The following is a 21,128-nucleotide window of genomic DNA, read 5'->3' as shown; positions in this document are numbered from 1 at the left end:
CGGTCGCTTCGCTCCCATTTTCGCGCAAAACGTGCATAAGGTAAGACATCCCTGCTGTGGGCGTTAAGTGTAAGCGCATGAAACTAGTACTCTTCTTAGCAATATTAATTTCGGCTTCAGTAGTAACACATAGTAAAGAAGTCGAGATAACTGTTTCAAATTGTGGCCCTCTAGCAAGAGGTGAGCTTGGAGTCGTATTCAGAACTGGTCCACAAGGGAAGGGGCAGGTGTTCTTTGTAAAGGGTAAGGCAGCTGAAGTGTGCCCAAAAGTAATTCAAGCAATTTTAGTTAGAGGTACAGAGTCTAGCTACTGTGATTACATTAAGTCTAATGAGCCTGAATGTAAGAAGATAAGAATCTTGGATATTACAGAGGTTGTCAGTGAATAAATACTTTACAAAGCCACGCAAAATCACTGCGAAAAGCGCGGCTGGAGCTAGCTACCGCTGGGACTTTGTTGGCGGCGTTATGCCTCATGCAACAAAAAAGAAACTCATGAGTGAGTACGAAAAATCCATTAAATTATTTGGTGATTATTCTTTTGAGTCAAAATTTGACGAGGATGATGAAGATAACGATTTCTTGTATATGTACTTCTATTCGAAAAAATTCTCTAGACTAATGGCCGAACTTTTTGGAGAAGAGAATTCTCCATTCTGGGGCTACCTCCCAAGGAAGCTTAGGGAAGATCAGGAGGGATGTCTGGCGTTTGCCTCCCCTATGATCGAGGAAAGTAATAATGAAAGTGGGGAAGCGTTTATTAATGCGGGGGAAGAAATCGATGCTGAAGAGTATTTTAATATTGTCCACTCTATCGATACACCCGACAAGCTGCTCGCACACCTATTTAAGTTTGATAAAAATATGGTGGCGGTAATAGAGAGGTATTGGGTGTTTCTATATCTCTGTTGTGAGTCTGGTCTAACGGAAGTTTCTAGGATGTTAACTGATGCAGAGATCCAGTATCGTAATCACTGGGGTACGGCGAAAGAGCTTGATGAAGGCATAGTAAAGCAGTTTATTGAGGCATATGAAAAGATATAACAAATCAATCAATGGCGCCCTGCGAGGCTGGACCTCCTCTGAAACCTTCCCCCATTGAGTAGAAGCCTACCTTTTGAATAGGGTAGGGAAAATGCCGAAAATACTGAGTGAAGAGCGGGTTATTGAATATTCAACAGGGTTCAAAATTAGAGTTGTAGCCCTCACTAATCACCTGAAAGTAGATACGACTACTATCGCCAACATTATTGGTTTGCATCCAGTAATGGTGTATAGATGGCGACAGGAAAGTAGAGAAGGCAAGCTGGTCGAGAAGCCCAGTCGTAGAATAAGTATGACAAAGATAACGAAAACTCAGTCTCAAACTGATGATAAAGAGATAGAACGTCTTAAAAAGCAGGTTGAGAAATTGCAAAAGGAGAATGATTTCCTAAAAAAGTGGGAAATGTACCTGAAAGATCCAAAGCCGAAAGATTCTCGTTCATAGCTCTTAATCGATCAGACCGTGGTGTCAGGTACTTATGTAGATACTTGAATGTTTCACCCCAAGGGTTTTATAAGTGGCTCAACCGCGATGAGAGCACTCGAGACATAGAAAAAGGCGAATTCTAGCGTGTATCGAAACTATCTATGCGCAGCATGATGGTAATTATGGAAGTCCAAGAATTAGCGCAGAGCTGAAAGCTAATGCTGAACGAATAAATCACAAACGCGTTGAGCGCCTTATGAGTGAGGCTGGAATCGTGGGGAAAGCTGGAAGGATCTATCGTCGACGCCCTTTGCCTGGAAATCCTTGCACTAAGGTTGAAAATTTACAAAGAGAGCATGGTATGTCGAGTAAACCAGACTCTCAATGGGCTGGTGATGTAACCTATCTGAAGATCAATGGGCAATGGCAATATTTAGCTGTGATTATTGATCTTTACTCCCGAAAAGTGTTGGGTTGGGAGCTGTCGGATACTCGAACTGTTGAGCTAACACTGTCAGCGCTAAAAAAAGCTATTCGTCGTAGAAATATAGAATCAGATCTAATGTTTCACAGCGACCGAGGTTCTGAGTACGGTGCTTATGCATACCAAAACCGACTCAAAGAACTGGGTATTGAGCCGAGCATGAACCGTCCAAGATTTATGAATGATAATGTGTATGTAGAATCATTTTTTCAAACACTGAAAACTGAGAGTTTTAAAGGATTTAATTTTGAGTTTGTTGAGGAGCTAAGAACTAACTTAGCTTGGTATCTTGATAGGTACTATAACTTTAAAAGAAGACATGGTTCACTTGGGGTCAAAAGCCCAGATGAATATGAAAGAATGGCGGCATAAGATGAATATAAGGCGGCGTCTACTTTAAAGGGGGAGGCTTCCGACGGCCTACAGGCCGCCGCTGTGCCAAGCGTTATGTACAGTGAGAAATTCTATGTACGAATCTCTACCAAATAGGAATTTATCAGAAGCCGGTGAGCTGTCTCAGGCTTTTAGTAAGCTTGGATTGTCGAGTTTTCACGAGGCGTGCGAGTATGTATGGAAATTACCTTACGGTAGAACGAGCGATAGAGCTAATTGGAGGCTTATTTTAACCGAAGGTCAGGGCGCATGCAGTACAAAGCACGCTTTATTAAAGGAGCTAGCCGATGAATTGGAAGTCAGTGTTGATTTGGTTGTTGGTATTTACCCCATGACTGAAGCCAATACTCCTGGTGTTGGTAATGTCTTGACTGAATATGGCTTTGAGTTTATTCCAGAGGCTCATTGCTATCTTAGCTATCAAGGTGTTAGGGTGGATCTGACACGATACGGAATTGAAGCCGATGAAGTGATAAACGACTTCTTCTCTGAGAAAGTCATCGAACCAAATGGAATTGGTGAGGAAAAGCAGGAATTTCACAAAGAATACATTCGAAATAAATATGGTGAATCTGAATTTGAAGAGATTTGGAAGGCCAGGGAAGAGTGTATTACGGCAATTAGCACATAACCAGCAAAGGCAGCGGACGCCGCAAGCGTCACCTCGCTGCTTTGGGCGTTATGCATAAAAATGAGCTATCGAAGACAACAAATTGAAGAGCTGAATTTGGTTGAGCGCTGAAGACGCCCAGAATGCATATGACTTTGCGTTGAAGTACAGCATTATGGATCGACATGGTCTGAATGCTGACACAGTATCTTCTATTGATAGATCAGAAGTTGAGAGTTCGAAACTTTCTCCCATTGGGTAGAGGCCAGCCTACTTAAGTGTTACTTCGACGTGAACCGTTTAAATTGCAGCTGGATCAGTGATATAGCATATTACTGAATGCGGGAGCGGTGGTTATACCTTGTAGTAGTTATAGATCGACGTATTGAAGGTTGAGATTCGATTCTTAGATAACCGATGAACTGATCTGTCCAGCGTTGAAGATGGTTCTAGAGCGACGATAAACAAAATCTGGACTAATTTTTATTCTGTTAAAAAGATGCATTATCGGGAGCAGAAATACCAGGACCCCTTGTCCGAAAGAAAGTGTAAACCGAGCATGAGCCATCAGGCTAATTGTTGGGATAATATGGCAGTGGAATCATTCTTTAGTAGGCTGAAAGTCGAGATGGTCTATGTTTGGGTGCTCAAAAGTGAAAAGCAAGCGAAATCCGAAGTGTTTGGATATATCGAGATTTTAATTATAGGGTTCTTATGTGCTCAGCATCGGAGCTTCTGTAAAACCGTGTAGATTGCTATTACCCCCCCTGTTGTTTTAAGTTTGCGTAGTTGTATATTAAGTATTTTACTGTTGAAGTTGCTAGCAGTTTAGCTATAAACAGGTTTGTCGATATTCCTCAATTATATTTACGAGGAGAGTCAAATATTTTTGGTCAAATAATATATCTGACTATTTGATATCTTTTAGATTATTGCTGTGAGAGCTTGTGCTCTGTTAGGGGGGGAGCTTGTATGGGTGAATGCTCTAAAGCGTATATTTGAAATTATTGCGGATGGCAGTTGAGGGGCTGCCCTTCCTTTCTGAGGATGTCTTAACCTTTTATAGGTATCTAAGCATATGTCCTGCAAGAAATGTAGGGGCAATACGATGCATGATGCTCTGTTTCGATATCTTTGGATTGGCTTTTGGTGGAGATCCAGTTTTCTTGTAACTTTTAAGGACCATAAATTGAAAAATTTAGAAGCCTCGAGAAAGCCCGAGTTGCATTTAGCTATAGATGGCCAAAATTGGACTGTGCATCTAACAAAGATGCCATTCTTTAAATCTGATACTAAGTATGCTTTTTATCTGTTAAAAAATGGGGTTAGAGTAGCTCATTGTAGGTATGGCAGGCAGCTTACAGCAAAGTTTGAAAATGATGGCGCAGCTGGTCATTATCATGCTAGAGCTTTTATTAAAAGTGTGTCCGAAGGTGATGTTTCTCCGACTATAAATATAGTCGATTCACCTCGAGTCTCTCAGATTGGGTCGCCTTATGATTTGAAAAAATGGAATTTTTTACCTATTACTGAACTTAATTTTAATTGTGGTTGGGGGTTTTCTGCTATAAAAGATGGTATTTACCATTTTATTGAGGGAGGTAGAACCTTAGATGTTCAGATCTTTGGGATGGAAAATGCGCTATCTAAAAAAGAGATCCTTGTCTGCTTTCGTGGAGCTATTTCCAAGCGGGAATATAGGTCGGCACCATTTTTTCCTGGCATCGGAATTGCAAAACAGTTAGGAGTTCCCGTTGTTTCTATTTCAGATCCTTCGCTAGCCCGCTCCCATTCGCTCACTTTGGGTTGGTATGCTGGACACGAAGGGTTTACAGATGTTCCTTTTCGCATAGCAAATTTGTTGGACTCTTTAGTATTACAACTTAACTGCCGCTTGGTTGTTTTTGGGGGGTCCGGTGGTGGATTTGCCTCTCTGCTTGTTCTGAGTTTGCTCAAAACAGATAAAGTTTCTGCGTTTGTCTGGAATCCTCAAACGTCTATTTCAAGATATACTTTATATCTCGTTGAGTGTTATTTAGATATTTCTTTTCCGTCTATTTCTTCCAAGCTAAACATACGAGAACGCCTTGATCTAAGTGGTGTAGTCCATGATGTTCTACACTGTGCAGAATCACTAATGTCTCAGCGTTCGATTCTCTATGTACAAAATAAAACTGATTGGCATGTTGAGTCACATGCAAAGCCATTTATTGAGAAAGCTGCGTTTATGAAAAAAGCTTCAGAAGAAGTATTTTCTTGTCAGGCTAATTTTTCATACTTTCTGGGAGGTTGGGGGAAAGGGCATGTAGCACCGCCGCGAGAAATTATCTTATCTGCATTAAAGGGGCTTCTTTCAGGAGATAGTCCGTTGGTAGTGGCGTTAAGAATTGAACAAGAAATTAAAGATTTAACACTGAAAGTGTAAAGTTAAGCAGATGCCTTATTGGTAACTTCAGAGTAGAAGCTATTCCATAATTTTTTTGACGTAATTTGTATGAATACAATATGGAAAACATGAGCTAATAGGGAAATGCTGTTCGCCCCTAACAACCAAACAGCAGTAATCTCCTCGCTATGCAAAAGTTCGCTCAACTTTTCAGTGTTAGGGATAACTTCTGTGTTACTTCTATCCTGTTTTGGGCTTCTTTCCTATTTTTCCAGCATAGACAGTTGAGGTTAATTCTATGAGTTATCAGGCTACCTCAAAAAGAACCAGAGTCCGCTACTTTGTTATATACTAAGTGATAGATCTTTGTGTTCTTATACATAGCATTAAATGATTGGCGTAATAACTAAGATATCCCCGCATTTAATAGATATCTTATTTATATAGCTAGATTTCGTACGGTGCGCCATTAGCTTGGTTAATCAGCCAGGTTCAAATGCAAAACTCTTCTTTTGCAGCTCAACCATTTTCTCAAATGGCGCTAACAATTTTAAAAAACTGTTATTCCCCTCAAGCAATTGCATTGCCATGGCGATACTTTCAATTGTCGATAGCCCGTCCGCTACAGAGGTCTTTCGAATTGTATAATTTGATTTTAGGCCCCCACCAAGATTGATCCGTGGAAGTTTTTGCAATTGGGGGTTGAGGTGGAGAATTTTTTTGGATTTCTTCCAGGTCGCATCTAGCACGATCAGCTGTTTAACAGGTGCTTGTTTACTTGAAGTTTTATCAGATTGGTGATTATTAGAGTTCAGCTCGCCACTGTCAGGTAACCATTCCAGGGATGGGTAGAGTAGGGCGGAGGGGGTGCAGAGTAAGGCATCTAGCTGATGGGTTGATAGGCTCTCGGCTATCATCATTTCGCTGTTACTCAGGCATAGATGTGCCATACGTCCTGTATTGAATGGGTGCTTCTCCTCCTGCGGGTGCTGTATGATCACCACTTTTATGGTGCTTGTTAGGCTCATCAATGCGCTGCAATAGCAAACATTGGGTGGGCGCAGGCAAGTATTGCAGGTTTCTCTGGGCATTTTTCGACTACTGAGTACAGGCAGGTTTATGGGAGTTACGCAGCCTTCTTATAAGGTTCAATGGTTGGCAGATATTGAGATTCCGCTAGCGAACAAATTCTATCGCATGCATGGATTTCGTGGCAAAGCCAAGCGACATGAAGATTGTGCAGTCGTGCGTAACGAGCGGAGTGAGGTGATCGGCTGTGGCTACCTGCGTAGATATGAATCTTTTAAATTACTTGCAGGGGTTGCGGTGGCCCCTGAGTACCAGGGGCGGGGAGTCGCGCGTTTATTGCTAGCACTCCTGGCTAAGAGGTTTGATAGGAATACCTATACCTTTCCCTATATCCACTTAGAGTCTTTTTATTTGTCGCTGGGCTTTGAGGTAGTGGAGGCCGAATTGCTGCCAACCCCTGTAGCTGAACTGTATAGTAGCTACCTGAATCAAGGGCGCTCCATATCAGCAATGGGTTATCGATAGCTGTTTTTTTGGTTTATATTTCTCTAAATGATTGAGTGCAGAGTATATATACCCTTTTGTGCGATTTAATTGAAATTTTATAACTTTCCTCACAATCAGATAATAAACTGGGCATCATCATTAAGATGCTGCCCAGACCGTCCAGAAGGCGTTGGTTTCTCAGGTAGGTAATCTGTACGCTGTGCTCCGTTTGGTACAATTAATTTTTAGGCAGGGTAGTTGCAGTTTACACTGATTGAGTGTTGACGTTTGTGGTTACTTAATCCGTACAGGGACTGGATATTGTCCGGCGGCTGTCACCGTTATTCTCCAGCAGAGTCTAGACAGCGGTGTTGGTGACCTCCCAGTCGATAGTTACAGAGCTGATCATTGCTGAAGTCACTTAGGGGGCTGCAGGGCTTGCACTTTCTTTTAGGGTGCTCCTGTCGCCCGTGATGTGGATGGCACTTGTGGGGTGGGTGCTGACAGTGGGATCCAGAGGCTTCACTGGAAAAATAGATGTTATCGATCTCAATATTAGTGATATCTCCTTCTACACCTAATATTTCAAATAACTGAATCAGGTTGGACATATCCACTTCATTGCTGAAGTCGCTGACTGGAATGGATATTTGATGCCATTGGCCGTCACGGACAAATTCATAGGGATCAGGGTTTTTATTAAATTCGATCCACTTTTGTTCAATATTAGTGATGCTGCCACTCTTCATGCCGACTTTAAAAGGGGTGTCACTGCTGGTTTTAAGGAAAAAATTTAGTGTGGCTCTATCGTTATCGTAAGCGGATAGGTCGTGGTAGCTGTTGGCGGTAAACGCCATGCCAAACCAGCCGGCTCCAGAGGATTGGTAGGAGAGGGACTTTTCGCCTTCGAATGGTGATTGAGAGACTTCCAGCAGGGTGTTTTCCCACACGAATAAATTGCCATCGCTACCCAGCTTAAAAGTCGAATCGGCTTCGAGCGTTTCACTGTATACGGAAAAAATGCCAGCGGGGATAGTCTTTGCCTCTCCCTCACTGAAGTAAATGTCATCAATGGCCAAGGTGAACCCCTTTGCAGGTGCGTCACCACGAACCATTATGGCCTGGCTAATGGTGTGGAAGTCCACAGCATATTTGCTTAGCGGAATGCTGACCAAGTGCCATTGTCCATCTCGTTTTAACCCATAGTCTTCACCGCCATCGACTAAATCAACCCAACTATCGCTACCACTGCCAGTGCTGGCGATACCAATACCAATCGTTTCAGTGCTGCTGGTCTTGATACGTAAGTTTAAGTGACCATTTTGATAGTGCATCATATTTAGGTCGTAGTGCATCCAAAAACCCATGCCAAACCAATCGCCAGCGTCAATATTAAATTCCAAGGCCTCATTGTCATCAACACTTGCGGTGGATTCCATATTGTTCCAGATATAGAGTTCGGTATCGGTGCCAAGCTGCAAAGACTCAGGGATATCTTCACCGTCACCGTATATGCTTAGGTTGCCGAATTTTGCCTTGTCTTCGGCCAGGGTGATTTCTGTGTTGTAGTTATTATCGTCGTTATCATAGATACGGATATAATCCACATACATTTTGGCGGGCATCGGTGCAGTGATTTCTTCATTGCTAAAAATCTGTGGGAAAATACCGCCCACAGCGAGGTTGAGTATCAGGAAGTGCTCTTGACGAAACTCATCAAACGCCGGGTCTTCACTGTCAATGTTGATAATTTCGTTGGCTTCATCGTCCACCCACATCGTAATACGGTCGGGTGTCCAAGTCATACCAAAGATATGGTAATCCTCGGTTAAATCCCTACTGTAGCCAAAATCTTTGATGAGGTTTTTACTTTGACCGTAATCAGCTTGTCCTGTGTATTCATCGGACTCGTGATGCCAGTGGAAGGCACTGGAAATCGTTGAATTGACACTGCCGCTTTCGAGCGCCTCGGCCATGCCGGCTTCGAGAATATCCAGTTCACCGCATGCGGGCCAGCCGACCTGCCCATAGTTATTGCCGAGCTGCCAAAAAGCCGGCCAGAGACCGGCGTTAAGATCAGGTAGTTTGATGCGGGCCTCAATCGTACCGTATCGATAAGAGAAACGGCCAATCGTTTTCAGGCGGGCAGATGTAAAACTGCCATCAGTATTGCGTTGTGCCTGAATAACCAGATTACCCTCTTCAATATAGGCGTTATTACTATTGTCCGTGTAATCTTGTAGTTCGTTATTGCCCCAACCCCAGCTGCCTACATCGTAAGTCCAGACGGATTTATTAATACTGTTTCCATCAAAATTATCTTCCCAGATTAAAGTTTTTGCGTTGATTAATGGAGAAGCGCAGCTTCCCAGGATAGTCATAACCATCACTGATTTTTTTATTCGCATAGCTTTTTATTCTTTTTTGGCTATCAAAGGGGTGTCGTTGATTTTTTTTATCGACGAATAAAGCCTAACAAATAGCGGGTTATTCTTGGGTGAGTGCTTTCCCTCTTTATCGCGTGCTCAGTCCTGCTTATCGCACGAGGTTAGTACCATGCATTTTTCTTTGTCCTGTAGCTATATTTTCCGCACTTTTAAAACCTATGAGGATGTTTATGTGTTGGGCGTGCCCGACTAGAAGAGCTACATCTTTTTTGTGGGTAGTTATGTCTTGATTAAAGGGAGGTAGTTTTTTGAATCTACAGAGGCTGTAGTACCGCTTCAGTAATTTTAAGGCTGGCACGGTAATGTTATTTTCGTTTGCTGCTTGTAGGTCTATGGATGGCTATACGCCATTGCTTGGTGCAGCGGATGGCGGTCTTGTTAGTGGAGGTTGCGTTCAGTTGGCATAATATAAGGTGATGTGCGGGTTGCTCCTGGCGAGTGAGTACCTTGAGAAATGATACGCGGGTAGAAAAATGGCTGATCATGGCGAGATATTAAGTTTGGCACAGCAGCTTGGTGAGGAATTGATAAAGCGCTGTTGGTTTGTAACCTCTGCGGAGTCCTGTACTGGTGGTGCGATTGCCGCGGCGATCACTTCTATTCCCAATGCGTCCAATTGGTTTGATGGTTCAGTCGTTAGTTATGCCAATCGCATCAAGCACAGTGTGTTAGGGGTGGATGCGAAGGACCTAAAACAGTTTGGTGCGGTCAGCGAACCAGTTGCCCGGCAAATGGCTTGTGGAGTGCTGGCTATGATGGATGCCAACCTGTCCGTGGCGGTAAGCGGTATTGCTGGTCCCAGTGGCGGTACCGAAGAGAAACCAGTCGGAACTGTGTGGATTGCCTGGGCTCATGCGGAAGGACAGGAACCGGTTCAGATTGATGCTCGGTGTTTCCACTTTAAAGGGGATCGGGCCACAGTTCAGGCACAAACGGTGCTGGAGGCTCTCAAAGGGATGCTGAAGATCCTGGAGGAACACCCTGTTTAAAGGTGGTCTACCTGGTCAGTTTACTGGTGTGATAGCGGGGTTGTGCTGAATTTAGAGCGGTGTAACCGTGTTGGGAAGATTGGTACTGATTGCGCTGGAATTACTGGTTGCTTATACAGTAATCCTTCGATAAGCTTGCCCCACTCAACACAGCTCAGATATACGGGAACGGTCATGGATTCCAATAAAGACAAGGCATTGAAAGCGGCGCTGTCGCAGATCGAGCGCCAGTTTGGCAAGGGTACAGTGATGCGTATGGGGGATAAGGAGCGCGAGCGTATCCCCGCAATCTCCACTGGCTCTCTCGGCCTGGATGTGGCACTGGGTATAGGCGGCCTGCCCCGCGGTCGTATCGTTGAGATCTATGGCCCGGAATCCTCTGGTAAAACCACTCTGACCCTGCAAGTGATCGCCGAGGCCCAGCGCAAAGGCGGTACCTGTGCTTTCGTGGATGCAGAACACGCCTTAGATCCCATTTATGCCGAGAAGCTCGGTGTAAATGTTGATGAGTTGATCGTCTCCCAGCCAGATACCGGCGAGCAGGCCTTGGAAGTGGCAGATATGCTGGTGCGTTCCGGTGCTGTGGATGTATTGGTTGTGGACTCCGTTGCAGCCTTGACACCGCGCGCTGAAATTGAAGGAGAGATGGGAGATTCCCACGTAGGTTTGCAGGCTCGTCTGATGTCCCAGGCACTGCGTAAGTTGACCGGTAATATCAAGAACACCAATACCTTAGCGATCTTTATCAACCAGATTCGTATGAAGATCGGTGTAATGTTCGGCTCCCCGGAAACCACTACTGGTGGTAATGCTCTTAAGTTCTACTCCTCCGTGCGTTTGGATATCCGTCGCATCGGCTCGGTAAAAGACGGCGATGAAGTAGTGGGTAACGAGACCCGCGTGAAAGTGGTGAAGAACAAGGTGGCTCCGCCCTTTAAGCAGACTGAATTTCAGATCATGTACGGCGAAGGCATCAATATGATTGGTGAGGTTGTTGACTACGGTGTGAAGCTGGGCTTGGTTGATAAGGCGGGCGCTTGGTATAGCTACAAGGGTGATAAGATTGGTCAGGGTAAGGCCAATGCTACCAAGTTCCTGCGTGATAACCCCGATATCCGCAATGAAATTGAGGCTCAGCTGCGCGCACAGCTGTTAGGCGATCTGGTTCCGGCCAGCCCTGAAGAGGCTGCCGAACTGCCCCAAGAGTAAGTGTCTTTTTCCTCCAAGGCGGCCTTCACCGCCGACCCCGCTCAAGCGCTTTTCGGCGCGGCGCTTGAGCTGCTTACTCGCCGCGAGCACTCCCGTTTGGAATTGAGGCGGAAGCTGGTGGGTAAGTTCCCTGATGCCGACTTCGATGCGCTATTCGCGCGCTTGCAAGAACTCAACTACCAGTCTGATCAGCGCTTTGCCGAAGTTTTTGCCCGTTCTCGTGTTCAGCGTGGTCAGGGCCCCCTGCGTATCCGCCTGGAATTACAACAGCGCGGCATTTCCGCTGAGCTTTTATCCCAGGTCTTAGAGCAGTTAGAGGTGGACTGGTTTTTCCTGGCCCATGAGCAGCTGCAGCGCAAATATCGCTCGCCAATTGATTTGGCGTTGCCGCGGGAACAGCAACTGAAGGAGCGCGCACGTCGCCAACGCTACCTGTCTTACCGCGGTTTCTCTTCAGATGCTATTAGCTGGGCGCTGGACGAAGAGTAATCACGCTTATACTCTCATGCTTGCTTGAGGCGCGAAGGTAATGCTTTCCCTCAGGCTTAGGGTAATGAGAGAAAGAATAATAAGTGCGAGAGACTTTATGATCCTGTCTATTGATCAGGGCACTACAGGCACCACGGCTTTCGTTTTTGATAGTAGCGGCACCCTGGTGGGGCGCAGTTACTCAGAGATCCCCAATTACTATCCAGAGCCTGGATGGGTCGAGCAGGATGCCGAGGAGATCTGGCAAGTCACCCAACGTGTCTGTATGGCTGCTCTGCAGCGTGCTGGTGTTTGCGCATCCGAAATCAACTCGGTTGGTATCACTAACCAAAGAGAGACCACGATCCTGTGGGATCGCCACACAGGCGAGCCAGTTCATAGGGCAATTGTCTGGCAGTGTCGGCGCTCAGCAAATATTTGTGCGCAGTTTGCCACGGAAGGAAAGTCCGAATGGCTGCGCGCACGCAGCGGACTACTATTGGACGCGTACTTTTCTGCCAGTAAGCTGCTGTGGCTATTTCGAGAGCAGCCGGATCTACAGGCGCGTGCTCGCAAGGGGGAGCTGTGTTTTGGCACGGTAGACAGCTGGTTGATCTGGAAGATGAGTGGTGCCCGCGCGCACATGACTGATCATACTAACGCCAGTCGCACCCTACTTTATAACTTGGAGCAGAAAAGCTGGGATCCAGAGCTATTGGCGCTTTTTGAGTGCCCTGAATCGATTCTGCCAGAAATCAGGCCGTCTGCCGGATATTTTGTCGATACGGATCCAGCAGCTTTTGCTGGCGTCAGTGCACCTATTTGTGGGGTGGCTGGAGATCAGCAGGCGGCGCTGTTTGGGCAAGGCTGTACGAACCCAGGAGATCTCAAAAATACCTATGGCACAGGCTGCTTTATGCTGGCCTATGCCGGGGAAAAACGCCCTGAACCGCCTCACGGCCTGCTGGCCACAATCGCCTGTGATCCCCATGGGTTACCAGGCTATGCAGTTGAGGGCTCAGTTTTTACCGCGGGTTCTGCAATACAGTGGCTGCGTGATGAAATGGGATTGATTCAGCGGGCTGTCGATAGCGAGATTATTGCGCAGAGCATTCCCAATACCCGCGGAGTGTATTTGGTGCCGGCGTTTAGCGGCCTGGGTGCACCACACTGGGATTCGTCGGCGCGGGGGACCTTGTGTGGCCTGAGCCGGGGCGCGGGGCGGGCTGAAGTGGTTCGCGCCACTCTTGAGTCCATCGCCTACCAGAGTGATGAGCTGGCGCGGCTTATGGAAGAGGCTCTAAAGGTTGATATCAGCCATATGCGTGTCGATGGCGGGGCAAGCGCGAACAATTTCTTGATGCAGTTTCAGGCCGACATTTCCGATCTGCGTGTAGAGCGCCCCAGACAGATTGAGTCCACGGCAATCGGCGCGGCGCTATTGGCGGGGATCGGCAGTGGTCTCTGGCATTTTCACCAGCTACCGGAGCGTTTGCTGGAGATTGAGCGCGATTTTCTGCCGGGAATGCCAGCAGAAAAAAGGGATTCCTTACTGACGGGTTGGAAGCGGGCAGTTGCAGCCTGCAAAGCATTCTAATTTAAGCGTCTATCCTTGACTGGGTTTTGGCACATGGAGGTGTTTCTATGACAGTTCACGATGAGTTAAAAGCAACGATAGATTCTCTGGTCGATGGTCGCCGGGGAATCCTGGCTGCAGATGAGAGCAGCGGAACTATCGCCAAGCGCTTTTCTGCTGTAGGGGTGGAATCAACCGAAGCAAACCGCCGAGATTACCGTGCGGCCCTGCTGTCGAGTGAGGGGCTTGGGGACTTTATTTGTGGTGTCATTCTGTTTGAGGAAACGCTCGGTCAGAGTGATAGAGGTGGTACGCCTTTGCCTGAGGTGGCGGCGGCACAGGGGATTCTACCGGGTATTAAAGTTGATAAAGGCAAGGGGCCTCTTCCCGGCGCGGAGGGGGACATGATCACCTATGGGCTCGATGGCCTTATCGAACGCTTGCGGGAATATAAGGCGCAGGGAGCGCGATTTGCCAAGTGGCGGGAAGTGTATCCCGTGAGTGCTCACAACCCCACTGAGTTGGGGCTTACGGCTAACGCGGAAATGCTGGCTCGGTATGCCGCCGCTTGCCAGTCTGAGGGGGTGGTGCCCATTGTTGAGCCGGAAGTGCTAATGGACGGCAGTCACAGTCTCGAACGCTCCGCGACTGTTAACGAACAGGTTTGGAGCAGTGTTTTTCATGCCTTGAATCGTCATGGTGTTATTTTGGAGTTGATGTTGCTCAAGCCGAGTATGGTCACTCCCGGAGCAGAGTTGCCTAGTGCGGAGCCGCAAGAGGTGGCTGAGTACACTTTGCGCAGCCTGCGCCGCAGTGTGCCTGCCGCAGTGCCCAGTATCAATTTTCTTTCTGGTGGTCAGGGCCCGGAAGAGGCTACAGAAAACCTGAATGCCCTTAACCAGCTTAACAATGCCCCATGGCAGTTGAGCTTCTCCTATGGAAGGGCATTGCAACAGCCGGCGTTAGCGACTTGGCATGGCAAGCTGGAAAATATCGAAATGGCGCAGAGAGCTTTGGTTAAGCGAGCATGTATGAATCATCTGGCTATGTTGGGTAAGTATCGAGATAGCCTTGAGGGGGAGGGTTAGGGGTGATCAAACCTCGATAAAACAATAAGGAAAGTGGGCTGCGACAATGGAATTTTTAACAAGAAACATCAGTTTGCATTACCGCCGCTGGTGGGTTGAAGGCGCGCGGGGAACTGTGGTGATTTCCCATGGGCTGGGTGAGCACAGCGGCCGTTACGTTAATTTAGCGGCACATCTTAATCGGGCAGGTTTCAGTGTGTATGCGCCGGACCATTATGGTCATGGTTTGTCCCAGGGGAAGAGGGGGCACATAGAGGATTTCTCGCTCTATAGCGAGGACCTCTATGAATTTATCTGCCTGGTCAAAAGTGGTAACCCCGGTACAGGGCTGCATCTGTTAGGGCATAGTATGGGGGCGGTGGTCGCTTGTGGCAGCGCCATTCGCTACGGGGCTGTAGATAGCATCATCCTATCAGCACCGGGTTTCCGCGGGGCCAAGGAGCCTTCGGGACTCGAGTTGAGGCTGGTACTGATGCTGGCAAAGATGTTCCCAGGGCTAGTGCTTTCCAGCAGGATAGATAGCCAGTGGTTGAGCCGGGACTCTGCGGTAATTGAAGCTTACCGAGAGGATGAGCTAACGCATCGAGGGGTTTCACTGCGCTGGTTTGAGACATTTCTTCGCGAGCGGGAGTTTCTCTCCGCTAATCTGGAGCGATTACTGGTGCCTTGTCTGATGTTGCTGCCGGAATCCGATCGGCTGGTGGATGTTGGAGTGAGTCGTGAGTGGTTTGAGCGGATGGGCTCGGCCGGCAAAATGCTGCACTGCTTTCCCAAGGCTTATCACGAGCTTTTTAATGAGGTCGAAGAGGGGCGTTTAGCGCGTGATCTGCTGCTTGGTCATTTAAAATCCTACGAACCGCAGGCGGGGCCTGTCGTCTCTTGATAAAAATAAGGGGCAGTCAACCATACTGGTTGTAACCCTTGGCGAATGCCGTGAAAAACCCTATGAAGCATTGTATGATACGCGGTCATTTTTGCCCCCTGCTTGTTACGCCAGGGGGAAATAGTGGGGTGGAACATGGATAAGAAGTTACTGAGCCTGTTAGTGTGTCCGGTAAGCAAGGCGCCGCTTGAGTACCGTGAGGAGACCCAGGAGCTGGTGTGTAAAGCTAGCGGTCTGGCCTATCCAATAAGAGACGGTATTCCGGTGATGCTGGAATCCGAGGCGCGTCAGCTGACTGCTGAGGAAAAGCTGGAAAAATAAACCAATGGGTGATCCCAGCGTTTTCAGTCGAATTATCTCGGGCGAAATAGCGAACGAGAAAATCTACGAGGACGATCTTTGTATCGTTATTGAGGATCGGGCGCCACAAGCCCCGACCCATCTCCTCATTATCCCGCGTAAACCCCTGGTTAACTTGTTTGACGCCAAAAGCGATGACAAGGCTCTGCTCGGCCATCTGATGTGGGTGGCCGCTGAACTTGGCAGAAAGCTGGGATTAGAGGGATTTCGACTTGTGGTCAACAATGGTCGAAGCGCGGGACAGACCGTATTTCACCTGCATGTCCATCTACTGGCTCAACAAACAATGCCCGAGCAGGGGCTTGCACAGTAGCGGGACAGACGAGACACCGCGTCACCGGTGTCATTCAATAACTCTCAACTAACGAAGTGGAATTACGCCGGATGAAAAGCGCACAGATTCGCGACGCCTTTCTGAATTACTTTGCCGAACAGGGCCACACTGTGGTGCCGTCAAGCTCCTTGATTCCGGGCAATGACCCGACCCTGCTATTCACCAACGCCGGCATGGTGCAGTTTAAGGACACCTTCCTCGGTCAGGAAAAGCGTCCCTACAACCGGGCCACTAGTTCGCAGCGCTGCGTGCGTGCTGGGGGTAAGCATAATGACCTGGAAAATGTAGGTTATACCGCGCGCCACCACACATTCTTCGAGATGCTGGGTAATTTCAGCTTCGGTGATTACTTTAAGCGCGATGCCATCCGTTTTGCCTGGGACTTCCTCACCAAGGTGCTGAACTTGCCAGAAGAGCGCCTGTGGGTAACCGTGCATATCAGCGATGATGAAGCAGCCGATATTTGGCAAAAGGAAGTTGGGGTGAGCCCTGAGCGCTTCTCCCGTCTTGATGAGGATAATTTCTGGCAAATGGGTGATACCGGCCCCTGTGGTCCCAGTTCAGAAATTTTCTTTGACCACGGCGAAGATGTACCCGGTGGCCCTCCTGGTTCCGACAACGACGATCTCGATCGCTATATCGAGATTTGGAACCTGGTATTTATGCAGTACGAACGCACGGCGGACGGCGAGCTGCACCCGCTGCCCAAACCCTCTGTCGATACCGGGATGGGGCTGGAGCGTATTGCCGCTGTTATGCAGGGCGTGCACTCAAATTATGAAATTGACCTATTCCAGGCGTTGTTACGAGCAGCCAGTAGCATTGTTGGTTGCGATAACCTAGAGGAAAAATCCCTGCGGGTAATTGCCGATCATATTCGCTCTTGCTCCTTCTTAATTGCCGATGGTGTTATGCCTTCCAATGAAGGTCGTGGCTTTGTATTGCGTCGTATTATTCGCCGGGCAGTGCGTCATGGACACAAGTTGGGCCACAAAGAAGTCTTCTTCTTCAAGTTAGTGAGCGCTCTAGTAGAGCAGATGGGAGAGGCCTACCCAGAATTGCGTGAGAAACAGTCGCTGATTGAGCAGGCGCTGCGCAAAGAGGAGGAGCAATTCGCCAAGACCCTGGATAAAGGCATGGCTTTACTTGAGAGCGCATTGAGCACTCTCGAAGGGAGTGAGGTGCCGGGTGAGTTGGTATTCACCTTGCACGATACCTACGGTTTTCCTACAGATCTAACCCAGGACATCGCCCGCGAGCGTGGCCTATCTCTGGATATGGCGGGTTATGAAGCCGCTATGGAAGCTCAACGTGAGCGGGCCCGTGCCGCCGGTAAATTTAAGCAGGATTATACCGAGGCGTTGGATCTGCAAGGTGCCACGGAGTTCCTTGGATACGAAACCACCGAAGCTGAAGGCACAGTAACCGCGATTCTCAAAGGCGGAGAGCAGGTTGAGTGTCTGGAGAATGGGGAAGAAGGCGTGGTAATCCTCGATCGGACACCATTTTACGCTGAATCAGGTGGCCAGGTAGGCGATAGCGGTTATCTGAAGGCCGCATCGGGCCGTTTTGAGGTGCGAGATTGCACCAAGCAGGGCAGTCATCATTTACATGCCGGCAAGCTGCTGCAGGGAACAGTAGTTGTTGGTGAGCAGCTCACTGCTGAGGTGTCAGCGGATGTGCGCCAGGCAACGGCATTGAATCACTCTGCGACTCACTTGCTACACGCCGCTCTGCGCAAAGTGCTCGGCGAGCACGTAACCCAGAAGGGCTCATTGGTGGATTCTGAGCGCTTGCGTTTTGACTTCTCCCACCCGGAAGCGGTCACCGCCAAGCAATTGCATGCGATCGAATCCCTAGTGAACACGCAGATTCGCGCGAACACACCGGTTGATACCTGCGAGACAGATATTGAGTCAGCCAAAGAAATGGGTGCCATGGCACTGTTCGGTGAAAAGTATGGCGATACAGTGCGCGTTCTCTCTATGGGCGCTGTAGAGGGCAGGACTTTTTCTGTAGAGCTGTGTGGTGGCACTCACGTGAAACGCACGGGGGATATTGGTCTTTTGCGTATTGTCAACGAGAGTGGCATCGCCTCTGGCCAGCGACGTATTGAGGCGGTCACCGGTGCGCATGCGCTGTCACAATTTGATCGAGCTGAGCAGCGGCTAGAACATGTTGCGGCTCTCCTCAAGGCGCGCCCGGACACTCTTGCAGATAAGGTAGAGCAGTTACTGCTCAATAACCGCAAGTTGGAAAAGGAAGTTGCGCAACTCAAGACTAAGCTGGCCAGTGGTGCTGGTGGAGACCTCAGTGCCCAGGCAATAGAGATTGCGGGCTTTAAACTGTTGGCTACATCAATCGACGGCGCCGACCCTAAATCTTTGCGTGACCTGGCTGACCAAATGAAGAGCAAATTGGGCAGCGGAGTTGTATTGCTGGCGGCACCGGGAGAGGAAAAGGTTGCTCTGGTTGCGGCAGTGACTAAAGACCTCACCGACCGCCTATCGGCGGGAGACTTGATGCGTTTTGCTGCTGGCAAGATTGGCGGCAAGGGCGGTGGTCGCAGCGATATGGCGCAGGGGGGGGGCACCGACGCTTCGGCTCTGCCAGGTATGCTACAAGAAGTGCCTGTATGGGTAAAGAACGCCCTAAAAAGCTGATTTAGGTCAATTTGGCGCCATAAATAGCGTGTGAAGTTGATTTCGCCGAAGTTTGGTGATTAAGTGCGCGCCTGCACGATTTCGGGTGGTGCGCGGACTTGGCCTGGAGCTAAGGAAACACAGAAAGTTATGAGTTTGTTCGTGCAGAAATACGGCGGGACTTCGGTAGGCTCTATTGAGCGTATTGAAGCCGTCGCCGATAAAGTAGCCGCATTTCGTGCAAAGGGGCACGGTATGGTTGTCGTTCTTTCCGCTATGAGTGGAGAGACCAACCGCCTGATTGAGCTCGCCTACCAGATTCAGGAAAAACCCGATCCCCGCGAACTCGATGTACTGGTGTCCACAGGTGAGCAGGTCACTATTGCACTGTTGAGCATGGCCCTTAAGAAGCGCGGTTACGATGCCTGCTCCTATACTGGCGGGCAGGTCAAGATCCTCACGGATAATGCCCACACCAAGGCTCGCATCCAGCGCATTGATGTCGAGCGAATGCGCACAGACCTGGATGAAGGCAAGGTAGTTGTGGTTGCCGGTTTCCAGGGCGTGGATGACAACGGAAATATCACCACTCTGGGGCGCGGCGGTTCAGACACCACGGGGGTAGCGCTTGCTGCTGCCCTTGATGCCACGGAATGCCAAATATATACGGATGTTGACGGGGTCTATACCACTGATCCACGTGTGGTGGATAGTGCGCGCCGTATGGATCGGATCACTTTTGAGGAAATGCTGGAAATGGCCAGTCTTGGCTCCAAGGTCCTGCAAATCCGCGCCGTGGAGTTCGCTGGCAAATACAAGGTTCCTTTGCGCGTGCTCTCAACATTTGAAGAGGGTGAAGGAACCCTGATAAGCCTGGATGAGGAAGATAACGAGATGGAGCAGCCTGTCGTATCCGGCATCGCATTCAACCGTGATGAAGCCAAATTAACGATTCGTGGTGTCCCGGACACCCCCGGTGTTGCCTGCCGTATTTTGGCACCTGTAGGTAAAGAGAATATCGAGGTCGATGTAATCGTGCAGAATATCAGTGCGGTTGACGGGACTACCGATTTTACTTTCACGGTACATCGCAATGATTTGGTTAAGGCTCGCGAAGTCTTGGAGCGTGTTTCGGCGGAACTTGGCGCCCGTGAGGTGATCACAGACGACAAGATTGCCAAGGTTTCTATTGTCGGCGTGGGAATGCGTTCCCATGCAAATGTGGCCAGTCGTATGTTTAGTGCGCTGGGTGAAGACAATATCAACATTCAGATGATCACTACTTCGGAAATTAAGATTTCGGTGATTATCGATGAGCGCTATCTCGAGCTGGCAGTGCGTGCTTTGCACAGTGAGTTTGAACTCTCCAAGTGAGAGAGCTGAAAGAAACACTATAACCGGAGTTAAGGCAAAGAGAGTCTTCCCATTTCGATTCAGTTGTTTGGCATTGCATCCAACCTGTTGAGATTTTGTTCGACTGGTCAATACTGAAGAGTGTGATGGGTAGTTTTTGACCTTGCGTGCACCGCCACCCGGTTATGATGACCAAATAAGAGCAGCTTTGGATAAACACCGGCTGTTCTTTATCACAGGATGATCAAGGAGAAGTAGGTAATGTTGATTTTAACCCGCCGAATTGGCGAGACGCTGATGGTTGGCGACAATGTCACGGTTACCGTGCTGGGGGTGAAAGGCAATCAGGTGCGTATTGGCGTAAATGCGCCAAAAGAAGTCGCCGTACACCGTGAAGAAATTTATCAGCGTATCCAGCGCGAAAAGCAATCCTCTGAGGAGGGTGGCAACGAATAAGCGAATCGTTTTCAAAAAGGCCGGTATCCCGGCCTTTTTTTATTTGTGCTGCAAGGTAGTAGCATTCCGTATTTGGCGGAAAAGTCTTTTTTTTGAACATCCTGTATGAAAGGTGTCCGGAAAAGCAAAAAACTGCAAAAAGTTATTGATTCGCCATTGCTTTTTGCCGAGCCGTTGGTATTATGCCGCCCACTTTCAGCAAGCAATCAAACAGGTTGATTAGCGTGAAAGGCCTCTTCGGAGGTGGCCTGAAAGCGGAGCTTCCGCTTCGGCTTAAAAGGAGAGATGGCCGAGTGGCTGAAGGCGCGCCCCTGCTAAGGGCGTATGGGTTAACACTCATCGAGGGTTCGAATCCCTCTCTCTCCGCCATTATTTGGGTCTTCCAAAGTGAGGGCTTGAGCCTTGAAAAAGAAGTTTTTCAAGGCTTGCAAAAGAGGGTGTCGCGACTACAATGCGCGCCACTT

Annotated in this window: 21 protein-coding genes and 1 tRNA gene; 20 read left to right on the top strand and 2 right to left on the bottom strand. The window is 48.4% G+C overall.

The annotated features are described in order from the left end of the window. Positions 1 to 77: 77 nt before the first annotated feature. The 7 genes from ACJJIB_RS16545 (at position 78) to ACJJIB_RS16515 (ending at position 5,383) form a co-directional block, all read left to right on the top strand. Positions 78 to 389 carry a hypothetical protein gene (locus ACJJIB_RS16545; RefSeq protein WP_444886880.1) on the top strand — a complete coding sequence of 104 codons (312 nt, stop codon included), beginning with the start codon at positions 78 to 80 and terminating at the stop codon, positions 387 to 389. Further along, positions 382 to 1,044: a hypothetical protein gene (locus tag ACJJIB_RS16540; protein ID WP_444886879.1), complete on the top strand. Its 663-nt coding sequence runs from the start codon at positions 382 to 384 to the stop codon at positions 1,042 to 1,044. The genes ACJJIB_RS16545 and ACJJIB_RS16540 overlap by 8 nt, the downstream gene beginning before the upstream one ends. 91 nt (positions 1,045 to 1,135) lie before the next feature. Beyond that, on the top strand, positions 1,136 to 1,489 hold the full coding sequence (locus ACJJIB_RS16535) for a transposase (protein ID WP_444886878.1): 354 nt from the start codon (positions 1,136 to 1,138) through the stop codon (positions 1,487 to 1,489). Between the two features lie 118 nt (positions 1,490 to 1,607). Further along, a complete protein-coding gene (locus ACJJIB_RS16530) occupies positions 1,608 to 2,327 on the top strand; it encodes an IS3 family transposase (protein WP_444888940.1) in 720 nt (239 codons plus the stop codon). A gap of 94 nt (positions 2,328 to 2,421) precedes the next feature. Beyond that, the gene (locus ACJJIB_RS16525) at positions 2,422 to 2,979 is read left to right on the top strand and encodes a hypothetical protein (RefSeq protein WP_444886877.1); all 558 of its coding nucleotides are present in this window, start codon (positions 2,422 to 2,424) and stop codon (positions 2,977 to 2,979) included. Positions 2,980 to 3,457: 478 nt separating this feature from the next. Next, complete coding sequence (locus ACJJIB_RS16520) at positions 3,458 to 3,709, top strand: IS3 family transposase (protein ID WP_444886876.1); 252 nt, start codon at positions 3,458 to 3,460, stop codon at positions 3,707 to 3,709. Between the two features lie 438 nt (positions 3,710 to 4,147). Then, positions 4,148 to 5,383, top strand: coding sequence for a hypothetical protein (locus ACJJIB_RS16515; RefSeq protein WP_444886875.1), 1,236 nt, complete (start codon positions 4,148 to 4,150; stop codon positions 5,381 to 5,383). Positions 5,384 to 5,826: 443 nt separating this feature from the next. On the opposite strand, the gene ACJJIB_RS16510 is transcribed toward ACJJIB_RS16515, so the two are convergent. Then, positions 5,827 to 6,372: a tRNA-uridine aminocarboxypropyltransferase gene (locus ACJJIB_RS16510; protein ID WP_444886874.1), complete on the bottom strand. Its 546-nt coding sequence runs from the start codon at positions 6,370 to 6,372 to the stop codon at positions 5,827 to 5,829. A gap of 91 nt (positions 6,373 to 6,463) precedes the next feature. Here ACJJIB_RS16510 and ACJJIB_RS16505 point away from each other — a divergent pair, with 91 nt between their 5' ends. After that, positions 6,464 to 6,898 (top strand): GNAT family N-acetyltransferase, encoded by a 435-nt coding sequence (locus tag ACJJIB_RS16505; protein WP_444886873.1) that lies wholly within the window; start codon positions 6,464 to 6,466, stop codon positions 6,896 to 6,898. A gap of 302 nt (positions 6,899 to 7,200) precedes the next feature. On the opposite strand, the gene ACJJIB_RS16500 is transcribed toward ACJJIB_RS16505, so the two are convergent. Further along, complete coding sequence (locus ACJJIB_RS16500) at positions 7,201 to 9,267, bottom strand: glycoside hydrolase family 16 protein (RefSeq protein ID WP_444886872.1); 2,067 nt, start codon at positions 9,265 to 9,267, stop codon at positions 7,201 to 7,203. 512 nt (positions 9,268 to 9,779) lie between these two features. On the opposite strand from ACJJIB_RS16500, the gene ACJJIB_RS16495 reads away from it, so the two are divergent. The 12 genes from ACJJIB_RS16495 to ACJJIB_RS16440 all read left to right on the top strand — a co-directional run bounded on the left by ACJJIB_RS16495 (position 9,780) and on the right by ACJJIB_RS16440 (position 21,033). Then, on the top strand, positions 9,780 to 10,295 hold the full coding sequence (locus tag ACJJIB_RS16495; protein WP_444886871.1) for a CinA family protein: 516 nt from the start codon (positions 9,780 to 9,782) through the stop codon (positions 10,293 to 10,295). 174 nt (positions 10,296 to 10,469) lie between these two features. Next, the gene (gene recA, locus ACJJIB_RS16490; protein WP_252082775.1) at positions 10,470 to 11,504 is read left to right on the top strand and encodes a recombinase RecA; all 1,035 of its coding nucleotides are present in this window, start codon (positions 10,470 to 10,472) and stop codon (positions 11,502 to 11,504) included. Then, entirely contained in the window at positions 11,505 to 11,993 is a 489-nt protein-coding gene (locus tag ACJJIB_RS16485; protein WP_444886870.1) for a regulatory protein RecX, read from the top strand. A gap of 97 nt (positions 11,994 to 12,090) precedes the next feature. Beyond that, the gene (gene glpK, locus ACJJIB_RS16480) at positions 12,091 to 13,569 is read left to right on the top strand and encodes a glycerol kinase GlpK (RefSeq protein WP_444886869.1); all 1,479 of its coding nucleotides are present in this window, start codon (positions 12,091 to 12,093) and stop codon (positions 13,567 to 13,569) included. 47 nt (positions 13,570 to 13,616) lie between these two features. Further along, entirely contained in the window at positions 13,617 to 14,636 is a 1,020-nt protein-coding gene (locus tag ACJJIB_RS16475; protein ID WP_444886868.1) for a class I fructose-bisphosphate aldolase, read from the top strand. A gap of 46 nt (positions 14,637 to 14,682) precedes the next feature. Then, positions 14,683 to 15,519: an alpha/beta hydrolase gene (locus tag ACJJIB_RS16470; RefSeq protein WP_444886867.1), complete on the top strand. Its 837-nt coding sequence runs from the start codon at positions 14,683 to 14,685 to the stop codon at positions 15,517 to 15,519. Positions 15,520 to 15,654: 135 nt separating this feature from the next. Then, positions 15,655 to 15,840, top strand: coding sequence for a Trm112 family protein (locus ACJJIB_RS16465; protein WP_371841333.1), 186 nt, complete (start codon positions 15,655 to 15,657; stop codon positions 15,838 to 15,840). Positions 15,841 to 15,844: 4 nt separating this feature from the next. Next, positions 15,845 to 16,192 (top strand): histidine triad nucleotide-binding protein, encoded by a 348-nt coding sequence (locus ACJJIB_RS16460; RefSeq protein WP_444886866.1) that lies wholly within the window; start codon positions 15,845 to 15,847, stop codon positions 16,190 to 16,192. Positions 16,193 to 16,263: 71 nt separating this feature from the next. Continuing rightward, the gene (alaS, locus tag ACJJIB_RS16455; RefSeq protein WP_444886865.1) at positions 16,264 to 18,876 is read left to right on the top strand and encodes an alanine--tRNA ligase; all 2,613 of its coding nucleotides are present in this window, start codon (positions 16,264 to 16,266) and stop codon (positions 18,874 to 18,876) included. A gap of 129 nt (positions 18,877 to 19,005) precedes the next feature. After that, the gene (locus ACJJIB_RS16450) at positions 19,006 to 20,229 is read left to right on the top strand and encodes an aspartate kinase (RefSeq protein WP_444884137.1); all 1,224 of its coding nucleotides are present in this window, start codon (positions 19,006 to 19,008) and stop codon (positions 20,227 to 20,229) included. 240 nt (positions 20,230 to 20,469) lie between these two features. Next, entirely contained in the window at positions 20,470 to 20,664 is a 195-nt protein-coding gene (csrA, locus tag ACJJIB_RS16445; protein WP_091391203.1) for a carbon storage regulator CsrA, read from the top strand. Between the two features lie 279 nt (positions 20,665 to 20,943). Then, positions 20,944 to 21,033: transfer RNA gene (locus ACJJIB_RS16440), tRNA-Ser, on the top strand. Positions 21,034 to 21,128 lie beyond the last annotated feature (95 nt).

The organism is Microbulbifer mixtoriginis (SeqCode), assembly GCF_052467705.1.
This window is presented reverse-complemented; position numbering and strand designations above follow the sequence as displayed.